Genomic DNA, 19,400 nt, shown 5'->3' on the forward strand with positions numbered 1-19,400 from the left:
TGGGCGGCGCGCAGGGAAACGCTCAACCGCCGGGGCAGCGGTAGCTGACGCGCGTGCCGGCCTGCACCGGCGACGGTTCGACGATGTTGACGGTGGCCGTCCCGGTGGTCGCGCCGACCCCGCTGAACGTCCACTTGAGGGTGAGCATGGTGGTCCGCTGCCCGCTGCCGACCCGTTCGGAGAGCAGCGCGCCGGGCGGCGCGTCCGAGCGGAACCACTGGTAGCGGATGGTCCCGGCCCGCCCGTTCGTGCGGACCGTGGCGACCACATCGACGGTCACGTCGCAGGCCACCCCGGCCGGCCGGGGCACCGCCACCGAGACCTGCTCGATCTCCAGCGGCCGCAGCCGCTGCCACAGGTAGAGCCCCACCACCACCAGCAGCGCCGCGGTGAGCACTGTGGACAGCACCGAGACGAACCGGCGCCAGACCGGACGCGGCGGGCGGGCCGGCGGCGCGACCGGCCAGGCCGGGGCCGGCGGCGGCGTCGCCGGCACGCCCGGGCCGAAGCGCAGCTCACCGCCGGGCGCGGGCCCGAACCCGCCGTTCACCGCCTGCGCCGTCGGTTCCCGGTACGCCCCGACGGTCGCCCCCGGCACGGTCGGTCCGGCGCCCGTCGACCGGTACGCGACGGTCGGCTGCCCGCCGGGCTGCCCCGGTGGGCCCAGATGCGCTGTCGGCTCCGTAGCGCCAGCGCGTGACGGCTTGTTCTTCTCCGCGCCGACCGGGCCGGTCAGGTGCCCGGTCGTGGCGGCTCCGGCGGTCGGGCGCGCGAGGTGCACGGTCGGCTCCGACGCGCGGCCGGCGGTCAGGGGCGCGGTGGCCTCGGCGTCGACCGAGGGCCGGGGCGGGACAAGGTGGACGGTGGGCTCGTCCCGGGGCGGGTCGGTGGGCAGGGCATGGGTGGGCAGGGCCTCGGTGGGCTCCTCCGGCCGGGTCACGCCGGCCGTCCCCGGTCCGGGCTGCGGTGTTGGGCAGCGGGCACGTCGTACTCCTAGCCGGGGGTGCAGTAGTGGTAGAGCGTCACGTACACCGGTTTCGCCGAGGTGGCCGTGTTGCCGGCGGCGTCGACGGCGGTGACCTGGATCGGGATGCGACTGCTCTGCTTCGGTGCGGCCAGCGGACCGAGCGTGCCGGTGAACACGCCGCGCCCGGCGGCGGCCATCCGGACCGTCCCGGTGGCGCCCTGGAGGGTGTAGCGGAACGTGACCCTCAGGGCGGCCGGAGAGTCGCGGTCGTCGGTGACGGTGGCGGTGACGGTGCTGCTCTGGACGCCGAACGGGCAGCCCTTCGGTTCGAGCTCGCCGGGGTCGGCGCCGACGCCGCCGACGACCGGCGCGGTGACGTCCCGCGGGGGCGGCGGCGCGCTGCTGCGCGACGGGGTGGGAGTCGGCGCGCTGGTGCGTACCGGGGGTCGGGTCGGCGCCCAGGTCGCGTCCGGCGTGGTCGCCGGCGGGGTGGGCAGAGCGGACGGGGTGGGGGTGGCAGCCGGGGACGCGGCACCCGTCGGGGCCGGTGTGGCCGGGTCGGTGGAGGCGGAACCGGCCGGCGTCGGGCCGCCGGGCGCATCGGCGGCGACCGGGGTCTCGCGGGCGGCGTAGCTGTAGCCGGCGCCGCCGACCAGCACGGCGGCGACCAGGGCGCCGGCCGCCAGCACTACCCGCTTGCGTCCCCGCCGGAACAGGCCGCCCCGGCCGGCGGTGGTGCCGAGCGCGGTGCTGGCCAGCGCGGTCGCGCCCTCCGCCCGTTCGGGAAACGGCCACAGCGCGGCGAGCAGGGCGGCCCGTTGGGCCAGCTCGCGCAGCCCGCGCTCCTCCCACTCCGGGCCGTATCCGGCGCCGGCCACCCGGTCCAGCAGGTCCAGGAAGACCTGAGCCGGTTGCGGCCGGTCGTCGGGGCGTTTGGCCATGCCGTGCCGCAGCAGCTCGTGCACCTCGGCGGGCGCCGGGTCGGTGGGGATCGGCGCGGTGGCGTGCTGGTCGCGCAGGAAGAGCAGACCCGGACCCGGGTACGGGGGCTGCCCGGTGAGGCACTCGAAGAACGTGGCGGTGGCGGCGTAGATGTCGCAGGCCGGGCTGGCGGGAGCGCCGGTCCACTGCTCCGGGGCCATGTAGCGGGGCGTGCCGGAGACGGTGGTGTCCGAGCCCTGGCCGATCGGCATGGCGATGCCGAAGTCGGCGAGCTTGCTCGATCCGGCGCCGGTGACGAGCACGTTCTCCGGCTTGTAGTCGCGGTGCACCACCCCGTGGGCGTGCGCGGCGGCGAGCCCGGCGAGCGAGCCCTTCAGCACGCACAACGCCGCCTCGGGTGTGGTCGGGCCGTGCGCGCGCAGCATCTGCCGCAGCGAGACGCCGTCGACCAACTCCATCACGATGGCCGCGCCGTGCGACGACTCCACATACTCGTAGAGCCGGCTGACGTGCGGGTCGTCGACCTCACCGAGCAGCCGGGCCTCGTCCCGGAAGGCGGCGCGGAAGGAGGAGTCGGCGCCGAGGTCGCGGACCAGGTACTTGATCGCAACCGGGGTGCCGGTGACGTCGTGGGTGGCGAGCACGACACTGCCCGACGCCCCCGAGCCGAGCGTACGAACCGGCGTGTAGCCGGACAGCTGCCAGCCGCTCATGCCACGAACCCCACAGCGCTCCCGGGGCGGATGTCGGTGGCCGCCTCGCTGGTCATTCTGGTCCCGTCGACGCTGCCGTCCATCGGCGCAACGGACGCTTCCGCACGCCGGACGGCGATCCCGGGCCGGGGACGTCGCCCGATCCCGGTGCCGGGCGGCGGATGGTCGGTAACGGACACGCCGTCACTGGTAGCAGACGCCGGCAAGCGTCAGCCGGTCGGCCGTTCCCAGTCGGCGGCGCGGCCCGGCGCCACCTTCCGCTGCGTCTCCTCGCGCCGGCGCACCAGCAGCATCCCGGCCGGGAACGTGACCGGCGGGCGGGGCGCGGGGGCGGTCAGAAGGCGCGGAACGGGAGGACGCCCTCAGGCGGGGACCGGCGCAGCAGCCACAGCGGGTTGCTCGCGGCAACGATGCTGCCGTCACGATCGCGGATCTGGGTGCGTACGTAAGCGCCGGCGCCCACCCGCACCGGCAGGTCGTGCCAGCCCTGGCGCAACTGCCGCCACGGCACGTGTCCGGTCCGGATCGCCGGGTTCGGGTCCGCGGCGCCGGCCATGTCGACCTCTCCGGTGACCACCTCCAGGGTGGCCCCGGCCGGCAGGTCGGTGGCGCGCAGCCGGACGGTGGCGGTGTCGTCGGTGACGGCGGGTTGTGCGCCCATGGCACTGTGGCCACCGAGTTCCAGGTCCAGCGCGCCCCGGTAGCGGGCCAGGTCGGCGAAGTACGCCTGCCCGGCGCGGAGCGCGGCGAGCAGGTCGTCGCGGTCGGTCGAGGCGGCCCAGACGGAGGTGACGTACCGGTCCCGGCCGGCCCGCCAGTCGGTGCCGTCGTGGTCGTCGGTCACCCCCACCGAGGTCAGCGGGAGGGCGTTGCGGGCCGCCACGTCGTACGCCCAGAGGTGGTCCTCGACAGGCGTCCGTCCGATCTCGATCAGGTCGACGCCGAGCGCGCGCCGGGTGACCAACAGCCGGGCCAGCGCGTCGCGCCGCTCGACGTCGAGCGGATGGTTCCAGCAGACCACGCCGCCGTGGGCGTGCAGGAACTCGACCATCCGTTCGGTGGCGTCGACGTCGTTGTCCCGGTACGGCGGGGACGGGAAGCGCGGCAGGGTGCCGTCTCCGCCGAACCAGTTGAGGTGCCGCACCATCGACACCTCGTACGCCCGGTGGTGGGTGACGCCCGGGTACGCCCCGGCGTAGCCGCGCAGCACCTCGGCGCGCATCTCCTCGCCGGCCTGCCCGGCCCGCCGGGCCCGGTCGAAGACCAGCCGGTCGACCAGGTACGCGCCCCGCGCGCCGCCGGTCACGGTCACGCCGAGGCGCAGCCCGCGCAGCGAGTTGTCGCCGGCCACCACGTCGGGCCAGAGCCGCCGGACGTCGGCGAGCAGCGCGAACGTGTGCCGCCGCCAGGCGCCGGCCGGGGCGGGGAGGTCGACGGTGCCGCGCCGGCCGTCGACGGTGTGCCGGACGGTGTCGGCCGCGCCGAGACGGTAGCGCAGCACGAGTTGGCCGGCGGGGCGGTCGGGTCCGGCCGGGTGGTGGGACAACGCGATCTCGACGGTGAGCGTGGCGTGCGGGCCGGTCGCCTCGGGTCGCACGTCGAGGTGCAGCGTGGTGTCGGAGATGTTCCCGGTGTGCGTCCAGTTCCAGGCTTTGCCCGCGTACCAGTGGGTGCCGGCGCCGGCGGCGGTGAGGCGCAGCGCGCGGCCGGGGCCGTCGGGCGCGTCCGGCGCGGCCACGAAGTCGGCGGCCGAGTCGCTGAGCCGCCCCTCGGTGGTCGGGCGCCAGGTCCAGGCCAGACCGCCCTCCAGTTCCTCCGGGCCGTCGAAGTGCACGACGCGGCGGTGGTCGTGGGCGGCGACCCGGAAGTCGTGGTCGGTCCACCAGAGCACGTCGACGGCGTTGCGCCGGGCCTGGTCGAGGTGGGCGGCGTAGCTGGCGACGCCCTCGCTGAACGAGGCGTGCAGGTGCATGGCCATGCTGATCGGCCGACGCGCGCGTGCCGCCGGCGGCGGGCGGTCGCGGGTGGCGGCCAGCCCGAGCGGTACGCCGACCCCGGCGACCGCCAGCCCGCCGGCCGCGGCCAGCACGCTACGCCGGTCCAGTCGCGCCCGACCGCCCCTCATGCCCGCTCCCCTCCCCCCGCGCGGCACCAGCGTACGGCTGGATCGGCGGGTGCGGTATTTGTCCTCTGGCGCTCGCGGGGGCGATGGCAATATTCTTCGGCTCGCGTGCCGAAACTGGAGTTCCTTTACATCGCCCGGCCTCGGTCGGGCCATCGAGGAGATGCCATGCACTTCGATCATTCCGAGCTGGACCGCCGTACGCTGCTACGGGCCGGACTCGGCGCCGCCGCGGTCGCCGTCGTCGGGAGCGAGCTCGCGCTGCCGGCCGCCGCGCAGGCCGCCCCGGGCGCGGACCTGGACTGGATCATCGGCTGCGACGGGTGGGCCGCCCGTCCGCCGTCCGGTCCGCTGTCGGTCAGCGCCACCCCGACCAACAAGATCATCGTGCACCACATGGCGTTCCCCAACGTCACCGACTACTCGAAGGAGCACGCCGAGCAGCTCGCCCGCGACTGCCAGGACCTGCACATGGACGGCAACGGCTGGTCGGACACCGGGCAGCACTTCACGGTGAGCCGGGGCGGTCACGTCCTGGAGGGACGGCACGGCAGCCTGGAGCGGCTGCGGGCCGGCGACCGGCAGATGATCGCCGCGCACTGCCCGGGCGAGAACGGCCGGGCCATCGGCATCGAGAACGAGGGCACCTACGTCACCGAGACGCCGCCGGAGGAGCTGCTCGACGGCCTCACCCGGCTGTGCGTCGCGATCTGCCGGCAGTACGGGCTGCACGCGCACGATATCTTCGGCCACTGGGACTTTCGCGAGACCCAGTGCCCGGGGGCGATGTTCTACCGCGAGTTCCCGGCGCTGCGGCGGGCGGTGTTCCGCACGCTCGGCACCCGCCTGGGCGACGTGCCGGCGCGGCGCTGGCCGGACATCTGGCGCTTCGTCGGCGGCCCGACGGTCCGGGTGGCGCAGTACCTGCTCACGTTCCGCGGCTACGCGGTGCCGGTCACCGGCGTCTTCGACGCGACCACCGTCGCGGCGGTGCAGGACTGGCAGGCCCGCAACGGCATCCCGGTCGACGTCGACGCCACCCTGACGGCGCCGACGTGGGAGACCCTCGCACCGGAGCTCAGCCAGCGCGACAGCGGCGTCCCGGTGACCGCCGCGCAGTTCATGCTCGCGTCCAAGGGCTACGCCGAGGTCACCCCGAGCGGCGAGTACGACCACGCGACCCGCAGCGCGGTGAAGGACCTGCAACGCCTGCACGGGCTGCCGCCGACCGGCAAGGTCAGCACCACCACGTGGTGCGCGCTGGTCGGGGGTGTGGTGCGCCAGTCGTTCCGCAGGCGCTGACGGTGGGGGTGGCGACGGGGCCACCCCCGGCGTCACGTCCACGGGCGGCGGGGCGGGCGAAACGTCGGCATTGGCGGGTGGTGAACGACGGCTATCCGGGGCGACGGTCCGCCGCCGATCATTGCCCGGAGATAGATATGAGTCATTCTCACCTCCGGGTGGAACGCCCGGGCGCGGAGGGCGAGACGTCGGCACGGCAGCCGGGCGCACCGAAGGCCCGACTCCGCGTCCCCGGAGGATCGCCATGCCCCGTCCCCCACTCCGCGCCCGGCTCGCGGCACTCACCGCCGCCGCCCTGACCGCGAGCGTCCTGACCGTCACCCCGCCGTCACCGGCGCTCGCGGCCACCACGTTCGCCGCCAACGACTACTGCCTCGGCCAGTGCGCCGACATCCTGCCCCCGGGCCAGAACGGCAACGCCACGCTCGTCGCCATCCTGGCCCACCAGGCGCTCGGCACCCGTCCGGCGCACTCCAGCGACCAGCTCGACGAGTACGCGAACCTGGTCTACAACTACGCCGGGCTGACCGACGAGCAGATCGCCCAGTTCTACAACGACTCCTCGTTCGGCGTCCCCGCCGGGCAGGTCGAGAGCACCGTCTCGCCGCGCTCCGACGTCACCATCGTGCGGGACAAGGCCACCGGCGTACCGCACGTCACCGGCACCACCCGTGGCGGCACCATGTTCGGCGCCGGCTACGCCGGGGCGCAGGACCGCCTCTGGGTGATGGACCTGCTGCGGCACGTCGGGCGCGGCAACGTCAGCTCGTTCGCCGGCGGCGCCCCCGGCAACCGGGAGCTGGAGCAGAGCGTCTGGGCCAACTCGCCCTACACCGAGGCGGACCTGCAGGCCCAGGTGGACGCGCTGCGCACCCGGGGCGCCCGGGGCCAGCAGCTCTACACCGACGTCGTCGACTACATCGCCGGCATCAACGCCTACATCGACAAGTCCATCGCCGACGACAACTACCCCGGTGAGTACGTGCTCGCCGGCGCCGGCAAGCCGAAGCACTTCACCATGACCGACCTGATCGCCACCGCCGGCGTGATCGGCGGCCTGTTCGGCGGGGGCGGGGGCAGCGAGATCCAGTCCGCGCTGGTGCGGGTGGCCGCCCGAGCCAAGTACGGTGCCACCGAGGGCGACCGGGTGTGGGCGGCGTTCCGCTCCCAGAACGACCCGGAGACCGTGCTCACCCTGCACGACGGGCAGAGCTTCCCGTACGGGGCGACGCCGCCCGGCGCGACGAGCGTGGTGCTCCCCGACGCCGGCACCGTGACCGCCGAGCCCCTCGCCTACGACAAGCGCGGCGGAGCCACCGCCCGCACCGGCGCCAGCACCACCACCAAGGACCTGCTCGGCGGGCTGTCCAACCTGCGCAAACACGGCATGTCCAACGCCGTGGTGGTCTCCGGCCGGCACACCACCACCGGCAACCCGGTCGCCGTGTTCGGGCCGCAGACCGGCTACTTCGCCCCGCAACTGCTCATGCTCCAGGAGTTGCAGGGGCCGGGGATCAGCGCGCGCGGCGCCGCGTTCGCCGGGCTCAACCTCTACGTGCTGCTCGGCCGCGGCCAGGACTACGCGTGGAGCGCCACCTCGGCCTCCCAGGACCTGACCGACACGTACGCGGTGCCGCTGTGCACCACCGACGGCAGCGCGCCGACGCTGGGCAGCAACCGCTACCTCTACCACGGCCAGTGCGTCGCGATGGAGGCGCTGGAGCAGCGCAACTCCTGGTCGCCGACGCTCGCCGACTCCACCCCGGCCGGCTCGTACACGCTGCGCGCGCTGCGCACGAAGTACGGCCTGGTCTCCCACCGGGGGCTGGTGAACGGGCAACCGACTGCGTTCACCAAGCTGCGGTCCACCTACCGGCACGAGGCCGACTCGGCGATCGGCTTCCAGGCGTTCAACGACCCGGCGGCGATGGGCAGCGCAGCGGCGTTCCAGGCGTCCGCGGCAAGCGTCGGGTACGCGTTCAACTGGTTCTACGTCAACTCGACCGAGGCGGCGTACTTCAACTCCGGCGCGAACCCGGTCCGGTCGTCGGTCACCGACCCGAACCTGCCGGCGAAGGCCGAGCCGGCCTACGAGTGGGCCGGCTGGAACCCGGACACCAACGACGCCAGCTACACCCCGGCGTCGGCGCACCCGCAGTCGGTGAACCAGGACTACTACGTCAGTTGGAACAACAAGCAGGCGCGGGACTTCGGGGCGGCCGACGGCAACTTCAGCTTCGGCTCCGTACACCGGGGTCAGTTGCTCGACGGGCCGGTGCGCGCGGCGATCGCCCAGCGCAAGCTGGGCCGGGCAGACGTCGTCAAGATCATGGCGGACGCGGCGGTGACCGACCTGCGCGGCCAGCAGGTCCTTCCCGACCTGCTGCGGGTGCTGGACAGCGCGCCGGTCACCGACCCGGCGCTCGCCGACGCGGTCGGCAAGCTGCGCGCCTGGCAGCAGGCCGGCACCCGGCGGGTGGAGACCTCGCCCGGGTCCAAGGTCTACCAGCACGCCGACGCCATCCGGATCTTCGACGCCTGGTGGCCGCTGCTGGCCTCGGCGGAGTTCCGCCCCGGGCTCGGCCCCGACCTGTACGCCGCGCTGGTCGACGCCATCGAGGTGAACGAGGCGCCGTCGGGCGGGCAGAACGGCGGTCGCGACGGCGCGGTCAGTTGGGCGCTCCAGGGTCAGGCGCACAAGGGCTCGTCGTTCCAGCATGGCTGGTGGGGCTACGTCGACAAGGACGTGCGCGCCGTGCTCGGCGACCCGGTGGCCGGCGGGCTCGGGCGCGCGTACTGCGGCAACGGCGACCTCGGCGCCTGCCGCACGGCGCTGCTCGGTGCGCTCGGCCAGGCCGCCGCCGCGCCGGCCAGCACGGTCTACCCGGGCGACAAGTCCTGCTCCGCCGGTGACCAGTGGTGCGCCGACTCGATCGCCCAGTCCGGCCTCGGCGGCATCACCCACCCGCTGATCGCCTGGCAGAACCGCCCCACCTACCAGCAGGTCGTCTCATTCCCGGCCCGCCGGGGCGACGACGTCACCAACCTGGCCCAGGGACGCCCGGCGAGCGCGTCGAGCACCCAGTTCCTGACCGGCTACACGCCGGACAAGGCGGTCGACGGCAGCCTGTCCAGCCGGTGGGCCAGCAGCTACAACGACAACCAGTGGCTGCGGGTCGATCTCGGCGCGGCCCGCACCGTGGGCCGGGCGGTGCTGCGCTGGGAGTCCGCGTACGCCACGTCGTACCGGATCGAGGTCTCCGGCGACGGCAGCTCCTGGACGCCGGTGTTCGCCACCACCACCGGCAACGGCGGCGTCGACAACGCCACCTTCGCTCCGGTCACCGCCCGCTACGTGCGGGTGTACGGGGTCAAGCGGGCCACCTCGTACGGCTTCTCACTCTACGAGTTCGAGGTCTACGGACGGTGACACCGGCGGTCGGCCGGCGGGGAGCCACCCGCCGGCCGGTCGCCGTCCCGGCGGGCCGGGAGCGTCCCCTCCTCCCCGGGTAGGAGACGCCCGTCGGACCGGTGGCCGCGACCGCGGCTCCCGGTCGGGCGCGCACGGCCGGGCCGGTCACGAGCATCTACAGGCATGACAACCGTGTGGAACCGGGCGGCCGGATGGCACCGCCCCCTGATGCTCCTCGTGTCCGCGATGGCGGTGCTCACCGTCGTCGCCGCGGTCGGCGTCGTCGCCGACCCCCGGGTGCTCACCGGCGCGCCCGCCTGGCTCAAACCGTTGAAGTTCGCGCTCTCGTTCGTGCTCTACGGCGTCACCCTGGCCTGGATGCTCTCGCTGCTGCCGAGGCGCAGCCGGCTCGCCGAACGGGCCGCCACCGTGATCGTGGCCGTGGCGGTGGTGGAGATGGTGGCCATCGTCGTCCAGGTGGTCCGCGGCACCACAAGCCACTTCAACGGCACCACCACGTTGAACGCGGCGCTGTTCGACGTCATGGGCGCGGCGATCATGGTGCTCTTCCTGGCCCAGGCCGTGCTCGCGGTCGCGCTGCTGCGGCGGCCCACGCCGGACCGGGCCGGCGGGTACGCGGTCCGGCTCGGCCTCGGGGTGTCGCTGCTCGGCATGCTCGTCGCGGTCCCGATGGTGATGCAACGTCCGGCCGGCGCGCCGGCCGGGATCAACGGGGCGCACAGCGTCGGCGTGCCGGACGGCGGCCCGGGCCTGCCGCTGGTCGGCTGGAGCACCACCGGCGGCGACCTGCGCGTCGGGCACTTCGTCGGGCTGCACGCGTTGCAGGCGTTGCCCCTGCTGGCGATCCTGCTCGACCGCTTCGTCGGCGCCCGGCTGGACGCGCTGACCCGGGCCCGGCTGGTGCTCGTCGGCGGCGTCGCGTACGCCGCGCTCACACTGCTGCTCACCTGGCAGGCGTTGCGCGGGCAGCCGCTGTCGCGCCCGGACGGGCTCACCCTGACCGTGGCGGCGGCGCTGGCGCTCACCACCGCGGCGGCCACCGGGCTGGTCCTGGCCCGCCGGTCCCGGCGTACCCCGGTGGTGCTGGTCGGATGAGCGGCACGCTGTTCGGCCTGACGTTCGCCCTCGCCGCGCCGTTCTGGGCGCTGATGATCCTGGCGCCCCGCTGGTCGTGGACCGCGCGGGTGGTCGGCTCGCCGCTGATCGTGGCGCCGGTCCTGCTTGTCTACGCGCTCCTGGTGCTGCCGGCGCTCGGCGCGGTGCTGCCGGTGGTCACCGCGCCCACGCTCGACGGTCTGCGGGACCTGCTCGGCACCGCCGACGGCGCGGCGGCGGCCTGGGCCCACATGATCGGCTTCGACCTGTTCGTCGGGCGGTGGATCTGGTCCGACGCCCGGGAGCGGGGCATCCCGGCCCTGCTCACCGCGCCGGTGCTGGTGCTCACCATCCTGCTGGGCCCGCTCGGCCTGGCCGTCCACCTCGCGCTCCGGGCCGGGTGGCGGCGGACGGCCGGCGGCGGGACTCGGCGGGACGGCGGGACCGACGCGGTGGCCCCGGCCGCGCCGGTTGCCTAGGCTGGCGCGGTGAGCTGGGTGGGGCGGCTGTTCGACGCGCGCGACACGCTCGCGCGGATGCTGCTGCTCGACCTCAGCGGCGTCGGCTACCTGGTCGTCGGCGTGCACGGCCGGCCCGGGCCCACCGCGACGCAGTGGGCGTTCGCGCTCGCCGCGTTCGCGGTGGCTCTGCTGTGCCACCGCCGGCCGCTGCTGAACCTGCTGCTCCAGTGCGCCCTGCTGGTGGCGGCCCTACCGCTCGTCGACGACTCGCTGATCAACCAGGTCGGCGCGAGCTGGGCGCTGCTGGAGCTGACCATGCGGGCCACCCGGCCCCGGACGTTCTGGCTGGCGGCCGGGCTGCTGGCCGCGATCGACGTGAGCGACCTGGTCGGCGACCCGGTCCGGAAGGTGCTCACCGGCGTGTTCGGGCTCGCCGTCACCGTCGGCCTGCCGGTGCTGCTCGGCCTGGTCGTCCGGACCACCCGGGAGTTGGGCCGGCAGGCCGAGGAACGGGCGGCGGCGGAGCAGCGGCGGCGGGAGTCGGAGAGCCGGGCCGCGCGCGCCGACGAGCGCAGCGCCATCGCCCGCGAGTTGCACGACGTGCTCGCCCACCACGTCGCGTCGATGGTGCTGCGGGTCGGGGTGGCCCGGCACGTGCTGCCCGACCTCGATCCCCGGGTCGGTGCGGTCTTCGACGACGTGCACGGCACCGGCACGGCGGCGCTGGCCGACCTGCGCCGGCTGGTCGCGGTCCTCCGCCAGCCGGACGGCGTACGCGACGACGCCGCGCTGACCGCGATCGAGCCGTCGGCGCTGCCGGCGGCGCTCGGCGCGACGGTGGACCGGGCCCGGCAGGCCGGGATCACCGTGGAGGCCGACGTGGACCCGGCGGTCGGCACGCTTGACGCGGTACGCGGCCAGGCGGTGCTGCGGCTGACCCAGGAGGCGTTGACGAACGTGGCGAAACACGCGGGCGCGGCGGCCCGGGCCCGGTTGACCGTGTCCGTGGTGGACGGCGCGGTACACTGGGCGGTCGCGGACGACGGGCGGGGCGCGGCGCCGGCCGTGGTGCCCGCCGGCGGCGGGCACGGCATCGTCGGGATGCGGGAGCGGGTCGAGGTGCTCGGTGGCCGGCTGGAGGCCGGTCCGACCGGCGACGGCTGGCGGGTGCGGACGGTGCTGCCGGCGGGGAACGGGGCGGACCGGCCCGCTCCCCGGTCCGGCCCGGCCGCGCCGGAGCCGGCGTGATCCGCGTGCTGCTGGTCGACGACCAGCACCTCATCCGGGCCGGGCTGCGGATGCTCTGCGACGCCCAACCCGACCTGGAGGTCGTCGGCGAGGCCGACAACGGCCGCGACGCGGTCGCCCTGGCCGCCCGGCTGCGGCCGGACGTGGTGGTGATGGACCTGCGGATGCCCGGGGTGGACGGGATCACCGCGACCAGCCGGATCCTCGCCGACCGGCCGGCCACCCGGGTCATGGTGCTCACCACGTTCGGCGACGACGACCACCTCTATCCGGCCCTGACCGCCGGCGCCTGCGGCTTCCTGCTCAAGGACGCGCCCCCGGCCGAGCTGCTCGACGGCATCCGCCGGGCCGCCACCGGGGACAGCCCGTTCAGCCCGGAGGTGCTGCGCCGGCTGGTCCAGCGGGCGGTGCACGCCCGGGCCGGCGCGCCCCGGCGGGCCGCCGAGTTGACCGCCCGCGAGCGGGACGTGCTCGACCTGGTCGCCGAGGGGCTGTCCAACACCGAGATCGGCGACCGGCTGCACATCGGCGTGACCACGGTGAAGACCCACATCACCAGCCTGATGGCCAAGACCGGCAGCCCCAACCGGGTACGCCTGGCGTTGTGGGCCCGCGGCGGCTGAGGCGGCAGGTGCCGGGTCAGCCCCGGAAGGTGCGGTCGAGCAGATCGAACAGCGCGGCCCAGTGCCGCTCGGTGGCCCGCTCGTCGTACATCGGGGTGTCCGCCTGGGTGTAGCCGTGGCGGGCGCCCGCATACACCTCGGAGCGGTAGGTGACGCCGGCGGCGTCGAGCGCCTTCTCCAGGACGGCGATCTGGTCGGCGGTCATCGACCCGTCCTGGTCGGCGTGGCCGAAGTAGAGCTCGCCGGTCACCGCGCCGACGCCCCGGTGCGGGCTGTCCGGCGCGTCGGTCACCACGTGCCCGGCGTGGAAGGCGGCCACCGCGGCGATCCGGTCCGGAAGGGCCTCGATCGCCCGCAACGCGTTGGTGCCGCCCATGCAGTAGCCGGTGATCGCGGCCGGACCTGGCGCGACACCCGGCTGGGCGGCCAGGAAGTCGAGGTAGGCAGCGGTGTCCCGGGCCACCGCGTCCGGCGTCAGCGCGGCCATCATCGGCCCGACCCGCCCGAACAGTTCGGCGCGCCGGCTCTCGTCGGCCAGGGCGGACATGTCGACCGGCTGGGTGGGACCGGCACGGTGGAACAGGTTGGGCGCCAGCACGACGTACCCGCGGTCGGCGATCGTCGCGGCCATCTCGGCCAGCCGGGGCCGCAGCCCGAACGCGTCCATGAACAGCAGGACGCCCGGGAACGGGCCGCCGGAGTCCGGCCGGGCCAGGTAGGCGTCCGCCGTCCCGTCGGGGGTGGGTACGTCCACGATCGTCGGCTGCACTCTCCGGACCTCCTCGCTGCGGGTTTCCGCGACGCACGCTACTCCCGGCCGCACCGGGCGGCACCTCGGGCCTTCCGGCCCGGCCGCCCCTGGGGCATCCGTGGTCGATGGGAGGGGTACGACCGATGCCCGCCCTCGGTGACCTGCGCGGCGAGGATCGGCCCCTGAGCCACGCCGTCGCGCGCGGCGGGCGGTCCGTTTGCCCGGCCCGAGCGCGGGAATCCCGCTGGCCCGGCAGAGGGAGGCGGCGAGATGGACCAGGACCAGTTCATCGGCGCGGTGGCCACGCGCTGCGGGGTGTCCGCGGAGCAGGCCGCCATGGTCACCCGGGGCACGCTGGCCCTGCGGATCGACGGCGGGGAGGCGCGCGACCTGGTCGACCGGAGCGCGCCGACCGGACGGCGGGCGGCGCGATGAGCGAAGACGCGCTGCGCCGCCCGCCGGAGGCCGACGCGCAGGAACAGCGGCAGGACGAGACGGTCGTCGGCCCGACCGAGCGGGTGGCGGACGCCGTGCCCGAGGCGGCCGACGCGGACCTGGCCGAGCAGGGCGTGCTGCGCCCGCCGAGCGACCGCGCCGGCTTGGGCGAGTCGGTCCGCGACGACCTGACCCCGGCCGACGCGGTGGAGCAGAACCAGGAGATCCCGCTGCCCGACGAGGAACACTGGATCTGACCGGTCAGCAGGGTCCCCTGTTCCCGAAGCGGCCACCGCCCGCCCGGGCATGCGCGTCCAGGTTGCCCTCGATGGTCCGGCGCAGCGCGTCGAGGATCACCTTGTCGTCGGGCTCGGGCCGGCGAGCTGGTCGAGGTGCGCGGCGAGCAGGTCACGCAGCCGTTGCGGTGGCATCCGGTCGGGGTGCAGCAGCGCGTGCAGGGTGAGGCCGTCGAGCAGGGCGTGCAGGCGGGCGGACGCGGCGTCGTCGGCCGGTTGTTCGCCGGTGAGCCGGGCCACGGCGATCTCGGCGGCGCGGCGGATGCCGTCGTCGGCCTCGGCCATCCGTTCCCGGGCCGCCGGGTCGACCTGGGCCCGGGCGGCGAGCAGCAGCCACACCTCGGCCTCCCGGACACGTTGCCGGTCCAACGGCAGCAACTCCTCCAGCATCCGCTGGACGACGTCGCGGGCGGCGCCGGTCCGGTATTGGGCGGTGAGCCGCTCGGCCGCCTTGACCATCACGTGTTCCATCGCGAAGACCAGCAGCTCGGTCTGGGTGGCGAAGTAGTGCCGCAGGGCACTGGGCGACCAGCCGGCCTCGGCGGCGACGCTGCGCACCGTGGCCGCGCCGACTCCCTCGCGGTAGACCACCCGCCACATCGCCTCGGCCAGCTCCGCGCGGCGGGCGTCGTGGTCGACGATCTTGGGCACGGAGCCCTCCCGGGGCTGGTGGACGGCGATTGCTAGGGTTGTTATCGCACAGCGTACTAAAACGGGGAGGTCGAATGCTCATCGGAGTCATCGTCGCGTGCGAGGTGGCGTTCTGGCTGTTCCTGGCCGCCGGGCTGATCGCCAGGTATCCGCTGCGCCGGCCCCGCCTCGGCGCCGCGCTGCTGCTCGCCGTGCCCGCCGTCGACCTCGTCCTGCTGGCCGCCACGATCATCGACCTGCGCCGCGGCGGCACCGCCACGTTCGCCCACGGCCTCGCCGCCGCCTACCTCGGCTTCTCGGTCGCGTTCGGGCACAGCATGGTGCGCTGGGCCGACGAGCGGTTCGCGCACCGCTTCGCCGGCGGACCGCCGCCGCGCCGCGCGCCGCGCTACGGATGGGCCCGGGCCCGGCACGAGTGGCGGGAATGGGGCAAGGGCATGCTCGGCTGGGCGGTCGCCTGCGCGGTGCTGCTCGGCGGCATCGCCCTGGTCGGCGACGCGGAGCGGACCGAGGAGCTGTGGGCGTGGACCGCCCGGCTCACCCTGGCCATGGCGGCCTGGCTGGTGTTCTGGCCGGTGGCCTACACCGTCTTCCCCAAGCGGGCGCCGCGGTAGCTGAGGCTCGCCGGGTGGGCGCAGGCCGAACAGCGGGGCGCGAACAGGCTGCCGTGCAGCCGCACCACGGAGGCGACACCACCCCGCTCGTGCAGGTCGTCGACGTTCTGCGTGTTCACGACGGGGCCGGGAAGGCGGGCCTGGATCGCGGCCACCGCCCGGTGTCCCGGGTTCGGCTCGCGGCGAGCAGTCGGCCCGCCTGGGCCAGGTCGCCGGCGGTCACACGTCCACCGTCAGCCGGACGTCCACCAGGTCGCCCAGCTCGATCCCCTCCGCCCGGCGCGCCGCGACCCGCAGTGGCACCACGTAGCGCCCGTCCTTCGGCCACAGCGACGTGCGCCAGTCGGTGCCGCCGATCCGGACGCCCACCGGGATCATGCCCCAGCCGTAGGTGACCGACGCGGCGGCGGCCTCCAGCGCCGCGCACTGCTCGTCGGGCACGGTGACGAAGTGGTAGGGCGCCGGCCCCCGCCAGAACCACACCTCGCCGCTGAACGCCAGTTCCACCCGTTCAGGATAGGCACGTCCGGGGTAGGGCCAGGCCCACCCCGATGCGGGGCCTGGACGGCTGGGCCGGCCGGCTGCCGGCTGGCTAGCGTCGGGCCATGACTCAGCCGTCGCACCTGGCCGGGGCGTTGCGCCACCGCCGGTACCCGCTCACCGCCTGGCCCTGGCGCGCCCTGGCGTACGCCGCGAGCACGCTCCCGGTCGTTGGCGTCCTGGCGGTCGCGTGGTCCGTGGTCGCCGCGCCGCTGCTGCTGGTGGCGAGCGCGCTGCGGCGGGGCCGGCCGGTCGACGTGCCGGTGCTGGCCGCGCTCGCCGTGCTGGCGCTGGCCGCGCTCGCGGTGGCCCCGCTGGCGAGCGCGCCGGTGGCCGCTCTCGAGCGGTGGCGGCTCCGCCTGGTCGACGACCGACCGCTGGCCGGCCCGCTCCGGCGCGGGCCGGCCGCCCGATGGGCCAGCGCCGCCGCCTGGCGGGAGGTCGCGTACGCCGCCTGGCTGGCCACCGCGGTGCCGCTGGCCTACGGGACGTTCGGCCTGCTCGTGCTGCTCGACGTCACGCTGGTCGCCGGGCCCTGGCTGACCGGCGGCGGGGAACGGATCGTGTTGATCTGGGCCACGGTCGACTCGCCGGCCGGAGCGGTCCCGTACGCCGTCGCCGGCGTGCTCGCCGCGCCTGCCCTGGTCTACCTGGCCGGCCTGCTGGTCGTCGGGCAGGCGACGGTCGCCCGGTGGCTGCTCGACGGCGCGCCCGACGCCGTGGCGCTGCGCGAGGTGACCCGTTCCCGGGCCCGCCTGATGGGCGCGTACGAGGCGGAGCGCCGCCGCATCGAGCGGGACGTGCACGACGGGGCTCAGCCACGCCTGACCAGCCTCAGCCTCCAGCTCGGGCTGGCCCGCCTGGACGTGCCGGACGGGTCGCCGGCCGCGGGGCCGCTGGACGCGGCGCACGAGCAGGCCAAGGAGCTGATGGTGACGCTGCGCGGCATCGTTCAGGGCATCCGCCCGCGACAGCTCACCGAGCTGGGCCTGGCCGGCGCGGTCGGTGACCTGGCCGGCCGATCGGTGGTCCCGGTCACCGTGCACGCGGACCTGCCCCGCCCGGTGCCGGAGCTGGTCGAGGCCACCGCCTGGTACGTGGTCTCCGAGGCGCTGGGAAACGTGGCGCGGCACGCGCACGCGAGGCACGCGGTGGTGCGGTTGACCCGGACCGACCGCCGGCTGGTGGTGGAGGTCGAGGACGACGGCCGGGGCGGCGCCGACCCGGCCCGGGGCACCGGCCTGACCGGGCTCGCCGACCGGGTGGGCGCGGTGGACGGCAGGTTGCTGCTGGCCAGCCCGCCCGGCGGGCCTACCCTCGTGCGGGTGGAGCTGCCGTGCCGTCCGTGACCCGGGTCGTCCTCGCCGAGGACGAGGTCCTGCTCCGGGAGGGCCTGGTCGGCCTGCTGACCCGGTTCGGCTTCGCGGTGGCCGCCGCGGTCGGTTCCGCCCCGGCGCTCGTGGCGGCTGTCCGCACGCACCGACCCGACCTGCTGGTGACCGACATCCGGATGCCGCCGGAGCATCGGGACGACGGCCTGCGCGCGGCGGTCGCGCTGCGCGCGGAACGGCCGGACCTCGCCGTGGTCGTGCTCAGCCAGCACGTGCAGAGCGGGTACGCGGCGGCGCTGCTGGACAGCGGCGACGGCCGGCGGGTCGGGTACCTGCTGAAGGACCGGGTCGCCGACGTCGCCGAGTTCGCCGACACGCTGCGCCGGGTGACCGCCGGCGGCACGGCCGTCGACCCGGACGTGGTGCGGCACCTGCTGCGCCGCCCGCGCGACCCGCTCGACGCGCTGTCCCGCCGCGAGCGGGAGGTGCTGGGCCTGGTCGCCGAGGGGCACTCCAACGGCGCGATCGCGGGCCGGCTGCACGTCACCGAGGCGGCGGTAGGGAAGCACGTCGGCAACATCCTGGCCAAGCTGGACCTGCCGCCGGACGACGACACCAACCGCCGGGTGCTGGCCGTGCTCGCCTACCTGCGCGCCGGTGGCCGAGCGCGGTGAGCGGTCAGGCCGGCCAGGCGTGGCCGATGCCGTCGAGCAGCAGGACCACCCCCTCGGTCGCCGCCTCCCGGTCCCGGGAGATCTCCCGGTATTCCGGCGAGGTGGACCAGCGCTCGAAGTCCTCCCGGCGGTCGAAGGACACCAGGACCACCTTGTCGTGCGGCCAGTCGCCCTCCACCACCCGGGGGGCGGGGTCGGCGACGAGCAGCCGGCCGCCGTGCCGGGCCAGCACCGGCAGGAAGGCGGCGACGTACGTGTCGTAGCGCGCCCGGTCGTGAACGGTGAGCTGCGCGAGGGCGTAGACGGTCACCGCGTCAGGCTAGCGAGCCGCCGGCGTCCGTGGCCTCCGCCCTCGGGCCGGCGGTCACGGGATGCTCAGGCCGTACGCGGCGAGGATCTGCAGGATCGGCTGGTAGTAGCTGGTGCCGCCGCTGGCGCAGGTGCCGCTGCCACCGGAGAGGATCCCGAGGACCGTGCCGGTGGCGGCCACGTAGAGCGGCCCGCCGCTGTCCCCCGGCTCGGCGCAGATGTTGGTGCGGATCAGGCCGGTGACGCGGCCCTCGGCGTAGTTGACGGTCTGGTTCAAGCCGGTGACCACCCCGCACCGCACGCCCGTGGTGGCGCCGCTGCGGCAGACCGCCTGCCCGACGTAGGCGCTGCCGGCGCCGGAGATCGTCACCTGGCCGGGGTAGGTGTACACCGCGCTGGGGTGCGCGACCGTGCCGGTGTAGCGGACCAGCCCGTAGTCGTTGCCGGGGAAGCTGCTGCCGGTACGGCTGCCCAGCACGCTGGTGCGGGCGCTGTCGGCGTACCAGGTGGCGCCGAGGTTCGTGCAGTGCCCGGCGGTGACGAAGTACCAGGTGCTGCCGCTGCGCGCGTTGACGCCGAGCGAGCACCGCCCACCGCCGCCGTAGATCGCCTGGCCGCCGGCGATGAGCGTGCGCAGCCGGCCCGGCTCGTGCCGCAGAACCGCGCCGGAGCGGGTGGCGGCCCGGCGCAGCGCGGCCAGCTCCGATCCGCGTACCGTGTCGTCGACGGTGACGGTCAGGCGGCCGGTGGCCGGGTCGTGCCCCCAGGCGGTGCCGGCGGTGCGCAGCTCGGTGAGTGGGGCGGCGCCGGCCCGGGCCGCGGCGGGGGTGGCCGCGAGCAGGGCGGCGAGGACGAGGACGACGAGCGACGGTCGGCGCATCCGGAGAACCTCT

Annotated in this window: 19 protein-coding genes and 1 pseudogene; 11 read left to right on the plus strand and 9 right to left on the minus strand. The window is 75.3% G+C overall.

The features are described from left to right. Nucleotides 1-22: 22 nt before the first annotated feature. The 3 genes from O7613_RS10575 to O7613_RS10585 all read right to left on the minus strand — a co-directional run bounded on the left by O7613_RS10575 (nt 23) and on the right by O7613_RS10585 (nt 4,747). On the minus strand, nt 23-940 hold the full coding sequence (locus tag O7613_RS10575; RefSeq protein WP_282293546.1) for a hypothetical protein: 918 nt from the start codon (nt 938-940) through the stop codon (nt 23-25). A 53-nt stretch (nt 941-993) separates the two neighbouring features. Next, entirely contained in the window at nt 994-2,622 is a 1,629-nt protein-coding gene (locus O7613_RS10580) for a protein kinase (RefSeq protein WP_282293548.1), read from the minus strand. Between the two features lie 334 nt (nt 2,623-2,956). Further along, nucleotides 2,957-4,747, minus strand: coding sequence for a hypothetical protein (locus O7613_RS10585; RefSeq protein WP_282293550.1), 1,791 nt, complete (start codon nt 4,745-4,747; stop codon nt 2,957-2,959). Between the two features lie 165 nt (nt 4,748-4,912). On the opposite strand from O7613_RS10585, the gene O7613_RS10590 reads away from it, so the two are divergent. The 6 genes from O7613_RS10590 (at nt 4,913) to O7613_RS10615 (ending at nt 12,906) form a co-directional block, all read left to right on the plus strand. Then, the gene (locus tag O7613_RS10590) at nt 4,913-6,046 is read left to right on the plus strand and encodes an N-acetylmuramoyl-L-alanine amidase (RefSeq protein ID WP_282293552.1); all 1,134 of its coding nucleotides are present in this window, start codon (nt 4,913-4,915) and stop codon (nt 6,044-6,046) included. Between the two features lie 244 nt (nt 6,047-6,290). Then, nucleotides 6,291-9,476 carry a penicillin acylase family protein gene (locus O7613_RS10595; RefSeq protein ID WP_282293554.1) on the plus strand — a complete coding sequence of 1,062 codons (3,186 nt, stop codon included), beginning with the start codon at nt 6,291-6,293 and terminating at the stop codon, nt 9,474-9,476. 165 nt (nt 9,477-9,641) lie between these two features. Then, nucleotides 9,642-10,574 carry a hypothetical protein gene (locus O7613_RS10600; protein ID WP_282293555.1) on the plus strand — a complete coding sequence of 311 codons (933 nt, stop codon included), beginning with the start codon at nt 9,642-9,644 and terminating at the stop codon, nt 10,572-10,574. Next, nucleotides 10,571-11,053, plus strand: coding sequence for an ABA4-like family protein (locus tag O7613_RS10605; protein WP_282293556.1), 483 nt, complete (start codon nt 10,571-10,573; stop codon nt 11,051-11,053). Before O7613_RS10600 ends, O7613_RS10605 begins: the two co-directional genes overlap by 4 nt. A gap of 9 nt (nt 11,054-11,062) precedes the next feature. Further along, a complete protein-coding gene (locus O7613_RS10610) occupies nt 11,063-12,283 on the plus strand; it encodes a histidine kinase (RefSeq protein WP_281589186.1) in 1,221 nt (406 codons plus the stop codon). Continuing rightward, nucleotides 12,280-12,906: a response regulator transcription factor gene (locus O7613_RS10615; protein ID WP_281589185.1), complete on the plus strand. Its 627-nt coding sequence runs from the start codon at nt 12,280-12,282 to the stop codon at nt 12,904-12,906. The genes O7613_RS10610 and O7613_RS10615 overlap by 4 nt, the downstream gene beginning before the upstream one ends. Before the next feature lie 16 nt (nt 12,907-12,922). Here O7613_RS10615 and O7613_RS10620 read toward each other — a convergent pair whose 3' ends face one another. Further along, nucleotides 12,923-13,675 (minus strand): dienelactone hydrolase family protein, encoded by a 753-nt coding sequence (locus O7613_RS10620; RefSeq protein ID WP_281589184.1) that lies wholly within the window; start codon nt 13,673-13,675, stop codon nt 12,923-12,925. A gap of 252 nt (nt 13,676-13,927) precedes the next feature. On the opposite strand from O7613_RS10620, the gene O7613_RS10625 reads away from it, so the two are divergent. Beyond that, entirely contained in the window at nt 13,928-14,092 is a 165-nt protein-coding gene (locus O7613_RS10625; protein ID WP_281589182.1) for a hypothetical protein, read from the plus strand. Further along, on the plus strand, nt 14,089-14,349 hold the full coding sequence (locus tag O7613_RS10630) for a hypothetical protein (protein WP_281589180.1): 261 nt from the start codon (nt 14,089-14,091) through the stop codon (nt 14,347-14,349). The genes O7613_RS10625 and O7613_RS10630 overlap by 4 nt, the downstream gene beginning before the upstream one ends. A gap of 96 nt (nt 14,350-14,445) precedes the next feature. On the opposite strand, the gene O7613_RS10635 is transcribed toward O7613_RS10630, so the two are convergent. Then, nucleotides 14,446-15,039 carry a TetR family transcriptional regulator C-terminal domain-containing protein gene (locus O7613_RS10635; protein WP_281589178.1) on the minus strand — a complete coding sequence of 198 codons (594 nt, stop codon included), beginning with the start codon at nt 15,037-15,039 and terminating at the stop codon, nt 14,446-14,448. A gap of 74 nt (nt 15,040-15,113) precedes the next feature. Between O7613_RS10635 and O7613_RS10640 the strand changes: the two genes are divergently transcribed. Beyond that, entirely contained in the window at nt 15,114-15,653 is a 540-nt protein-coding gene (locus O7613_RS10640; protein ID WP_281589176.1) for a hypothetical protein, read from the plus strand. A 5-nt stretch (nt 15,654-15,658) separates the two neighbouring features. Here O7613_RS10640 and O7613_RS10645 read toward each other — a convergent pair. Both O7613_RS10645 and O7613_RS10650 read right to left on the minus strand, forming a co-directional pair. Beyond that, nucleotides 15,659-15,829 (minus strand): annotated as a pseudogene (locus tag O7613_RS10645) (Sir2 family NAD-dependent protein deacetylase); the annotation flags it as partial. Between the two features lie 43 nt (nt 15,830-15,872). Then, nucleotides 15,873-16,160, minus strand: a complete 288-nt coding sequence (locus O7613_RS10650; RefSeq protein WP_281589174.1) for a DUF1905 domain-containing protein — start codon at nt 16,158-16,160, stop codon at nt 15,873-15,875. A gap of 98 nt (nt 16,161-16,258) precedes the next feature. Between O7613_RS10650 and O7613_RS10655 the strand changes: the two genes are divergently transcribed. Then, nucleotides 16,259-17,542 (plus strand): histidine kinase, encoded by a 1,284-nt coding sequence (locus O7613_RS10655; RefSeq protein ID WP_282293557.1) that lies wholly within the window; start codon nt 16,259-16,261, stop codon nt 17,540-17,542. After that, complete coding sequence (locus O7613_RS10660) at nt 17,530-18,198, plus strand: response regulator transcription factor (protein WP_281589169.1); 669 nt, start codon at nt 17,530-17,532, stop codon at nt 18,196-18,198. The genes O7613_RS10655 and O7613_RS10660 overlap by 13 nt, the downstream gene beginning before the upstream one ends. A gap of 4 nt (nt 18,199-18,202) precedes the next feature. Here the strand turns inward: O7613_RS10660 and O7613_RS10665 are convergent, their stop codons facing one another. Both O7613_RS10665 and O7613_RS10670 read right to left on the minus strand, forming a co-directional pair. Further along, nucleotides 18,203-18,508 (minus strand): DUF1330 domain-containing protein, encoded by a 306-nt coding sequence (locus O7613_RS10665; RefSeq protein WP_281589168.1) that lies wholly within the window; start codon nt 18,506-18,508, stop codon nt 18,203-18,205. A gap of 54 nt (nt 18,509-18,562) precedes the next feature. After that, nucleotides 18,563-19,387, minus strand: a complete 825-nt coding sequence (locus tag O7613_RS10670) for a S1 family peptidase (protein ID WP_282293558.1) — start codon at nt 19,385-19,387, stop codon at nt 18,563-18,565. Between the last annotated feature and the right edge of the window lie 13 nt (nt 19,388-19,400).

Source organism: Micromonospora sp. WMMD975, assembly GCF_029581215.1.
Lineage (GTDB): Bacteria > Actinomycetota > Actinomycetes > Mycobacteriales > Micromonosporaceae > Micromonospora.

Coding starts and splice junctions, on each gene's coding strand:
- O7613_RS10605 (WP_282293556.1), top strand. CDS start 10,571: ATGAGCGGCACGCTGTTCGGCCTGACGTTCGCCCTCGCCGCGCCGTTC.
- O7613_RS10655 (WP_282293557.1), top strand. CDS start 16,259: ATGACTCAGCCGTCGCACCTGGCCGGGGCGTTGCGCCACCGCCGGTAC.
- O7613_RS10580 (WP_282293548.1), bottom strand. CDS start 2,622: ATGAGCGGCTGGCAGCTGTCCGGCTACACGCCGGTTCGTACGCTCGGC.
- O7613_RS10590 (WP_282293552.1), top strand. CDS start 4,913: ATGCACTTCGATCATTCCGAGCTGGACCGCCGTACGCTGCTACGGGCC.
- O7613_RS10595 (WP_282293554.1), top strand. CDS start 6,291: ATGCCCCGTCCCCCACTCCGCGCCCGGCTCGCGGCACTCACCGCCGCC.
- O7613_RS10670 (WP_282293558.1), bottom strand. CDS start 19,387: ATGCGCCGACCGTCGCTCGTCGTCCTCGTCCTCGCCGCCCTGCTCGCG.
- O7613_RS10630 (WP_281589180.1), top strand. CDS start 14,089: ATGAGCGAAGACGCGCTGCGCCGCCCGCCGGAGGCCGACGCGCAGGAA.
- O7613_RS10640 (WP_281589176.1), top strand. CDS start 15,114: ATGCTCATCGGAGTCATCGTCGCGTGCGAGGTGGCGTTCTGGCTGTTC.
- O7613_RS10600 (WP_282293555.1), top strand. CDS start 9,642: ATGACAACCGTGTGGAACCGGGCGGCCGGATGGCACCGCCCCCTGATG.
- O7613_RS10625 (WP_281589182.1), top strand. CDS start 13,928: ATGGACCAGGACCAGTTCATCGGCGCGGTGGCCACGCGCTGCGGGGTG.
- O7613_RS10585 (WP_282293550.1), bottom strand. CDS start 4,747: ATGAGGGGCGGTCGGGCGCGACTGGACCGGCGTAGCGTGCTGGCCGCG.